The organism is Citrobacter sp. Cpo109, from assembly GCF_030332565.1.
Classification (GTDB): domain Bacteria; phylum Pseudomonadota; class Gammaproteobacteria; order Enterobacterales; family Enterobacteriaceae; genus Citrobacter; species Citrobacter portucalensis.
The window spans coordinates 70,617-78,112 of record NZ_JAOWHQ010000043.1; the positions used below are offsets into that span (position 1 = coordinate 70,617).

At 54.1% G+C, this 7,496-nt stretch carries 7 protein-coding genes and 1 riboswitch; of the genes, 4 read left to right on the forward strand and 3 right to left on the reverse strand.

Annotated features, from left to right (window positions below; translation table 11 throughout):
- The first annotated feature begins 202 nt into the window (after positions 1-202).
- From OGY71_RS04005 to OGY71_RS04015, 3 genes are read left to right on the forward strand one after another with little or no spacing between them, the layout of a single operon-like run.
- Positions 203-1,480: a nucleoside permease gene (locus OGY71_RS04005; RefSeq protein ID WP_286612897.1), complete on the forward strand. Its 1,278-nt coding sequence runs from the start codon at positions 203-205 to the stop codon at positions 1,478-1,480.
- A complete protein-coding gene (locus tag OGY71_RS04010) occupies positions 1,477-2,481 on the forward strand; it encodes an ADP-ribosylglycohydrolase family protein (protein ID WP_193134211.1) in 1,005 nt (334 codons plus the stop codon). Before OGY71_RS04005 ends, OGY71_RS04010 begins: the two co-directional genes overlap by 4 nt.
- Complete coding sequence (locus OGY71_RS04015) at positions 2,478-3,443, forward strand: PfkB family carbohydrate kinase (protein WP_286612899.1); 966 nt, start codon at positions 2,478-2,480, stop codon at positions 3,441-3,443. Before OGY71_RS04010 ends, OGY71_RS04015 begins: the two co-directional genes overlap by 4 nt.
- On the opposite strand, the gene OGY71_RS04020 is transcribed toward OGY71_RS04015, so the two are convergent.
- Genes OGY71_RS04020 through thiM form a run of 3 tightly spaced genes read right to left on the reverse strand, consistent with a single transcriptional unit; the run spans position 3,417 to position 5,791 of the window.
- The gene (locus tag OGY71_RS04020; RefSeq protein ID WP_003834430.1) at positions 3,417-4,163 is read right to left on the reverse strand and encodes a GntR family transcriptional regulator; all 747 of its coding nucleotides are present in this window, start codon (positions 4,161-4,163) and stop codon (positions 3,417-3,419) included. The two genes, OGY71_RS04015 and OGY71_RS04020, sit on opposite strands and share 27 nt — an antisense overlap.
- Positions 4,164-4,205: 42 nt before the next feature.
- Entirely contained in the window at positions 4,206-5,006 is an 801-nt protein-coding gene (thiD, locus tag OGY71_RS04025; protein WP_003844369.1) for a bifunctional hydroxymethylpyrimidine kinase/phosphomethylpyrimidine kinase, read from the reverse strand.
- Positions 5,003-5,791: a hydroxyethylthiazole kinase gene (gene thiM, locus OGY71_RS04030; protein WP_164562597.1), complete on the reverse strand. Its 789-nt coding sequence runs from the start codon at positions 5,789-5,791 to the stop codon at positions 5,003-5,005. The genes thiD and thiM overlap by 4 nt, the downstream gene beginning before the upstream one ends.
- 31 nt (positions 5,792-5,822) lie before the next feature.
- Positions 5,823-5,919, reverse strand: a riboswitch (TPP riboswitch).
- Positions 5,920-6,346: 427 nt separating this feature from the next.
- On the opposite strand from thiM, the gene OGY71_RS04035 reads away from it, so the two are divergent.
- Positions 6,347-7,467 (forward strand): IS3-like element ISSen4 family transposase gene (locus tag OGY71_RS04035; RefSeq protein ID WP_136754148.1). Its coding sequence is split into 2 segments (ribosomal slippage): positions 6,347-6,605 and positions 6,605-7,467, totalling 1,122 coding nucleotides; the frame shifts between segments, so codons are not numbered across the junction.
- The last annotated feature ends 29 nt before the right edge of the window (positions 7,468-7,496 follow it).

Below are 7,496 nucleotides of genomic sequence, written 5' to 3' on the forward strand. Positions count from 1 at the left end.
ACCCGCCTTTTTGCGGGCAGCATTAAGCCTGGTACCGACTGCGCTTTTTTTCCATCTTTAGCGCACTTTTCAGCAACTTCTGCTGGCTCGATTCAGGAAAAAATAATGTTAAGACGGTCAAAGTTTAATCTCAAAGGTATTTTAAAGGTATTATTGAATGGTACTATCAGCGCGTACCTTACCTGTCATGAAGGATTTAAAGATGAAAACTACAGTTAAGCTGTCGTTCATGATGTTTGTAGAGTGGTTTATCTGGGGCGCCTGGTTTGTACCACTGTGGCTGTGGCTGAGTAAAAGTGGCTTTAGTGCCGGAGAGATAGGCTGGTCCTACGCCTGCACCGCCATTGCGGCGATCCTGTCGCCCATTCTGGTCGGTTCAATCACTGATCGCTTTTTCTCCGCGCAAAAAGTACTGGCGGTGTTGATGTTCGTCGGCGCTATTCTGATGTACTTCGCCGCCCAGCAAACCACCTTCAGCGGATTCTTCCCGCTGTTACTGGCCTATTCGTTGACCTATATGCCGACGATTGCGCTGACCAACAGTATTGCTTTTGCCAACGTACCGGATGTTGAACGTGATTTCCCGCGCATCCGCGTGATGGGCACCATTGGCTGGATTGCCTCCGGTTTGGCCTGCGGTTTCTTACCGCAAATGCTTGGCTATAACGACATCTCACCCACCAATATTCCCCTGCTTATCACTGCCGGAAGCTCCGCATTGTTAGGTGTTTTTGCCTTCTTTTTACCGGATACGCCGCCAAAAAGTACCGGCAAAATGGATTTCAAAGTTATGCTGAGTCTGGATGCGCTGATCCTGCTGCGCGATAAGAACTTCCTCGTCTTCTTCTTTTGCTCTTTCCTGTTTGCGATGCCACTGGCGTTCTATTACATCTTCGCCAACGGCTATCTGACAGAAGTCGGAATGAAAAACGCCACCGGCTGGATGACGCTGGGCCAGTTCTCTGAAATCTTCTTCATGCTGGCGCTACCGTTTTTCACCAAACGCTTTGGTATTAAAAAGGTGTTGTTGCTTGGTCTTATTACTGCGGCGATCCGCTACGGATTTTTCGTTTACGGCGGTGCGGAAGAATATTTCACTTACGCCCTGCTGTTTCTCGGCATTCTGCTGCACGGCGTCAGTTACGACTTCTATTACGTCACGGCTTACATCTATGTCGATAAAAAAGCGCCGGTCCACATGCGCACCGCAGCGCAAGGGCTTATCACCCTCTGCTGTCAGGGATTCGGCAGCCTGCTCGGGTACCGTCTGGGCGGCGTGATGATGGAAAAAATGTTTGCTTATCAGGAGCCCGTTAATGGTCTCACCTTTAACTGGGCTGGCATGTGGGGATTTGGCGCGGTCATGATTGCCATCATTGCCGTGTTGTTCATGATTTTCTTTCGCGAATCAGACAAAGAAATCACCGCCATTAAGGTGGACGATCGCGATATAGCGTTGAAACAAGGGGAAGTAAAATGAAAGCAGAACGTATTCTCGGTGCTCTTTATGGGCAGGCGTTAGGGGATGCGATGGGCATGCCGTCGGAACTGTGGCCAAGAACCCGGGTAAAAGCACACTTCGGTTGGATCGACCGTTTTTTGCCCGGCCCTGCGGAAAATAATGCCGCCTGCTATTTTAACCAGGCGGAGTTCACTGATGACACGTCCATGGCACTGTGTCTGGCAGATGCCCTGCTTGAGTGCGACGGCGAAATTGTGCCTGACGTTATTGGTCGCAATATTCTGGCCTGGGCCGAGCAGTTTGATGCTTTTAATAAAAACGTGCTCGGCCCGACCTCGAAAATTGCGTTAAAAGCCATTCGTGACGGTAAACCGGTCGCCGAACTGGAAAACAACGGCGTGACCAACGGTGCGGCAATGCGCGTTTCCCCGCTGGGATGCCTGCTGCCCGCTCGCAATCTTGATGCCTTTATCGATGATGTGGCATTGGCCTCCAGCCCGACGCATAAATCGGATCTGGCTATCGCGGGTGCTGTTGTCGTCGCGTGGGCGGTATCGCGCGCCATCGACGGAGGGACATGGCCGGAGATTGTCGACGCGCTACCTGCCATTGCCCTGCATGCGCAGCAAAAACGAATCACTACTTTTAGCGCATCGCTTTGTGCACGCCTTGAACTGGCGCTGAAAATCGTGCGTAACGCCGATGGCGTAGAGTCCGCCAGCGAGCAGCTGTATCAGGTTGTGGGTGCAGGAACCAGCACCATTGAGTCCGTGCCTTGCGCCATCGCCATGGTCGAACTGGCGCAGACCGATCCAAACCGCTGCGCCATTCTGTGCGCGAACCTCGGCGGCGATACCGACACCATCGGGGCGATGGCAACCGCCATTTGTGGTGCATTACACGGCGTGAGCGCGATCAACCCAGCATTGAAGCAGGAGTTGGATGCGGTTAATCAGTTGGACTTTACCCGCTACGCCAGTGGGTTAATGCGACTGCGTGAGCAGCGGGAGGCGCTATGAGCAACACGCATCTGCAACAACTTCTCTCGCAGTTACGTACACGGCGGCCAGTAACGGTGGTGGGTGCGGCGGTGATTGATGTCATTGCCGATGCGTATGCCCTCCCCTGGCGCGGCTGTGACATCGAGCTCAAGCAGCAAAGTGTTAACGTTGGCGGCTGCGCACTCAATATCGCCGTCACGCTTAAGCGTTTAGGTATCGATGCCTGCAATGCTCTACCGCTGGGTCAGGGAGTGTGGGCCGACATTATCCGCAACCGGATGGCAAAAGAGGGACTGCACAGCCGGATCGACAATGCCGAAGGCGATAACGGCTGGTGTCTGGCGCTGGTGGAGCCGGATGGCGAGCGTACCTTTATGTCTTTTAGCGGCGTTGAGAATCAGTGGAATGCCGCCTGGCTGGCACAGCTGGATATCCCGCGTCATAGCCTGGTGTATCTTTCGGGTTATCAGCTAGCGTCCCCGTGCGGTGAATTGCTGGTGCAGTGGCTGGAAGGTCTGGAAGAGGTGACACCGTTTATCGATTTTGGACCGCGCATCGGCGACATTCCTGAGCCTTTACTGGCACGAATTATGGCCTGCCATCCGCTGGTGTCACTTAATCGTCAGGAGGCGGAAATTGCTGCCGAGCGGTTTGCATTGAGTCAGGATTTGGAAGGTTTTGGCGCAGAATGGGTGCAGCGTTTCACCGCACCGGTGGTCGTGCGTCACGATAAAGACGGCGCATGGTATTTCAGCGCACAGACATCCGGCTGCGTACCGGCATTTGCAACGGCGGTCATTGATACCATTGGCGCAGGTGACAGCCACGCTGGCGGCATGCTGGCTGGGCTGGCGGCTGGCTGGACGCTGGCCGACTCAGTGCTGTTAGGTAACGCGGTGGCGTCCTGGGTAGTTGGGCATCGCGGCGGCGATTGCGCCCCGTCGCGCGAGGAACTACTCCTCGCACACAAAGACGTATAGATCGCTACGACAGTAACTGATGCTGTATTCAATAGGCCGTTGCTGCTGGTCAAGCGCTACCTGCTTGATCACCAGTACCGGCACTTTGCTATCCATTTGAATGTGCGCCTGGAACTCTGCATCCGGCATTCTGGCGCTAACGCGTGAGCGCGTACGCTGTGGGAAAATATGCTGGCTACGAAAATAGTCATACAGCGAAACACCAATGGCATCCACGTCATGAATTAGATGTGCGGGTACCCAGGACTCTTCAATAGAAACGGCATCTTCATCAACGTAGCGAATACGCTTGAGCAGGAAGACCTCACTCCCCACGGCGACAGCCAACTGCTGGGCCACCTCTTCCGGACAAGGCACAATGCGCTTGTTGACCCACAACGTATCCGGTTTTTTACCGCGCAACACCACCTGCTGAGAAAAACCGCGCGCTTCTTTGAGCGAGTACTCGAAGATATTGTTGATTTGCGTTCCGTAACCGCGGGCACGTGTTACTACACCTTCTTCTTCCAGGGCCTGCATCGCCTTGCGTACCGTAATCCGAGAAACGCCGGTCAACTGGCTGAGGTCGCGCTCGCCGGGCAGGATATTGCCGTGCTCCAGGATCCCACTGCGCACAGCATTCTTTACCGTCTGCGCAAATTTCATATACAGCGGCGTATTATCCGCCGCTGAAATACGTTCATTCAGTTGTGCGATAAGCTGGGTATGCGCTTGTTCCATTTATCTTTTTCCTGGCCGCCGTTTCTGCAGCCAGTATACCCATTACCACCACGCGTGGAAATGATGGACCGGACCAATTCCTTCGCCAACTTCCAGCGTGTCGGCCTGCGCCAGCGCCGCTGAAAGCCACAGTTTGGCTTCCTGTACGGTATCGGCCCAGTTGTTATGGCGCGGACGCAGGGCTGCCAACGCCGCCGATAGCGTACAACCGGTGCCATGGGTATTTTTGGTCATCACCCTTGGCGCGGTAAAACGCTGCTCACCATCGCGAGTAAAGAGCCAATCGGGGCTTTGTGCATCATCCAGATGACCGCCCTTCATCAACACCGCCTCGCAGCCCAACGCCCGTAGCGCCCTTCCCTGCTCTAACATCTCCTGCTCAGTCTGCGCATGCGATGCCCCGAGCAGTGCAGCAGCTTCGGGTAAATTAGGAGTGATAATCGAAACCTGCGGCAGCAAACGGGTACGCAGCGTCTCTACCGCCGAGGGAGACAGCAACGGATCGCCGCTTTTCGCCAACATCACCGTGTCCAGCACCACATTTTGTACCCGATGGCGACGTAAACGTTCGGCGACAGCTTCGACAATGTCCGTCTCCGCCAACATACCGATTTTAGTCGTATCAATACGCACATCACTCAACACCGAATCCAGCTGCGCGGCGACAAAATCAGGTTCAATACGATACACCGACTGCACCCCGCGCGTATTTTGCGCCACCAACGCCGTGATAACCGAACAGCCGTAAGCGCCCAGCGCCGAGAAGGTTTTTAAATCAGCCTGAATACCCGCGCCACCGCTTGGGTCGGTTCCGGCGATCGTTAATGCGTTAATCCGTTTCATGCTTGCTCCTGGGCGTTCAGGTTATAGAGGGCGTCGAGAAATGCCGGGACAAAGCTACCCGGTCCGTTTGATTGCTCGGTGGCTATTTGCCCGGCCTGTTTCATCCAACTACAGGCGGAGGCGACGTTATCAAGTCGGTCACCACGCAAGGCACAACTGGCCGCAACAACCGCTGAAAGAGCGCATCCCGTGCCCACCACGCGAGTCATCAACGGGTCACCGCCGTCAACGCGGACGGTACGCTGACCATCGGTGACGTAATCCACTTCGCCGGTAACCACGACAATAGTCCCAACCTGACGAGCCAGCGCCTGCGCTGCCGGAAGCGCAGCAACAGCCGTATCGGTTGTATCCACGCCGCGTCCACCACCGTTCATGCCGGCCAGAGCAAGTATTTCCGAAGCGTTGCCACGAATAGCAGCAGGCTGTAGTGACAATAATTCCAGGCAGAAGTGACGGCGAAACTCAAGCGCACCTACGGCAACGGGATCGAGCGTCCACGGGGTTTTAGCATGATGAGTCTGCTTAACTGCGGCACGCATCGCCGCGGCCCGTTCCCGAGTTAAGGTGCCGACATTAACCAGCAATGCACTGGCAATAGCGGCGAATTGGCTGGCTTCCTCAGGCTCGATCACCATCGCAGGCGATGCGCCCAGCGCCAGTAATGTATTGGCAGTAAAACTTTGCACGACCTCATTGGTCATACAGTGTGTGAGCGGGGATAAGGTTCTAAATTGGTGCAAAGTGTGAGCCGCGAGTGCGCGGCTGTGCAGGTCAGGCTGCATGGTTCAGCTCCTGCCCGCGCGAAGAAGGGACACGAGCAGTGTCAGACTTCCCTACGCTGGCATTATCCAGATCAGGTGGTACGGGTATTTCTCAGCCTTCACAAAGAAGGGCACCCCGAGTCAAATAAAAAAAAATCAAAAGCTTGCGATTAACGTCCCGTTAATCCCTGTTCTGGATCATGCCAGCGGGAAGCCAAAGACTCAACCCTAAAAAATCCTCTGTGTCCCAGTTTGTGTCTCACGTTGTGTCCCACAAATAAATGGCGGGCACAAAAAAACCGCCCATAAGGCGGCTTAAGAAAATAATTTCAATCGTGATGATTTAAATGGAATCTATTTTCTGCATACGCTTTCTTCATGCAGTCGAAGTGCTTTTGCCAATTCCAATTGGAATGCAAAGGAAAGACGGGAACGGCTGATCTTTATACCATCAATAATGATGTGTGTAGGGTAAACAGTGACCATGCGGCCCAAGTATTGGAAGTGACCTGCTCCCCGTTGATTAGTACACCCCGATGTTAGTAATGTCTTCATAAGCCACATGAGGACATCCCCATGAAGAAGCGTTTTTCCGACGAACAGATCATCAGTATTCTCCGCGAAGCCGAAGCTGGGGTACCCGCCCGTGAACTCTGCCGCAAGCATGCCATTTCCGATGCCACGTTTTACACCTGGCGTAAGAAGTATGGCGGTATGGAGGTGCCTGAAGTTAAGCGCCTGAAGTCGCTTGAGGAAGAGAACACCAGACTCAAGAAGCTGCTTGCCGAAGCCATGCTGGATAAAGAGGCGCTTCAGGTGGCTCTTGGGCGAAAGTACTGACGACAGACCAGAAGCGGGAAACCGTGATGTTGATGTGTGATGCGACCGGTCTGTCGCAACGTCGTGCCTGCAGGCTTACAGGTTTATCCCTGTCGACCTGCCGCTATGAGGCTCACCGTCCGGCTGCTGATGCGCATTTATCAGGGCGCATCATTGAGCTGGCACTGGAGCGCAGGCGTTTTGGCTACCGTCGTATTTGGCAGTTGCTGCGCCGTGAAGGGCTTCATGTTAATCATAAGCGCGTGTACCGGCTTTATCACCTCAGTGGCCTGGGCGTAAAACGCAGAAGACGTCGTAAAGGGCTGGCAACAGAACGTCTGCCGCTGCTCCGTCCGGCGGCGCCCAATCTGACCTGGTCGATGGATTTCGTCATGGACGCACTTTCCACCGGTCGCAGGATCAAGTGTCTTACCTGCGTCGATGATTTCACAAAGGAATGCCTGACGGTCACTGTTGCCTTTGGGATTTCAGGCGTTCAGGTCACGCGTATTCTGGACAGCATTGCACTGTTTCGAGGCTATCCGGCGACGATAAGAACTGACCAGGGGCCGGAGTTCACTTGCCGTGCACTGGATCAATGGGCCTTTGAGCATGGTGTTGAGTTGCGCTTAATCCAGCCGGGCAAGCCAACGCAGAACGGATTTATTGAGAGCTTTAACGGACGATTTCGCGATGAATGTTTGAATGAGCACTGGTTCAGCGATATCGTTCATGCCAGGAAAATTATTAATGACTGGCGGCAGGATTATAACGAATGCCGCCCGCACTCCACGCTGAATTATCAGACACCGTCTGAATTTGCAGCGGGCTGGAGAAAGGGTCATTCTGAGAATGAAGATTCCGACGTTACTAACTGAGTGTTGTATCTAATCGTGGGGGCAGGTCA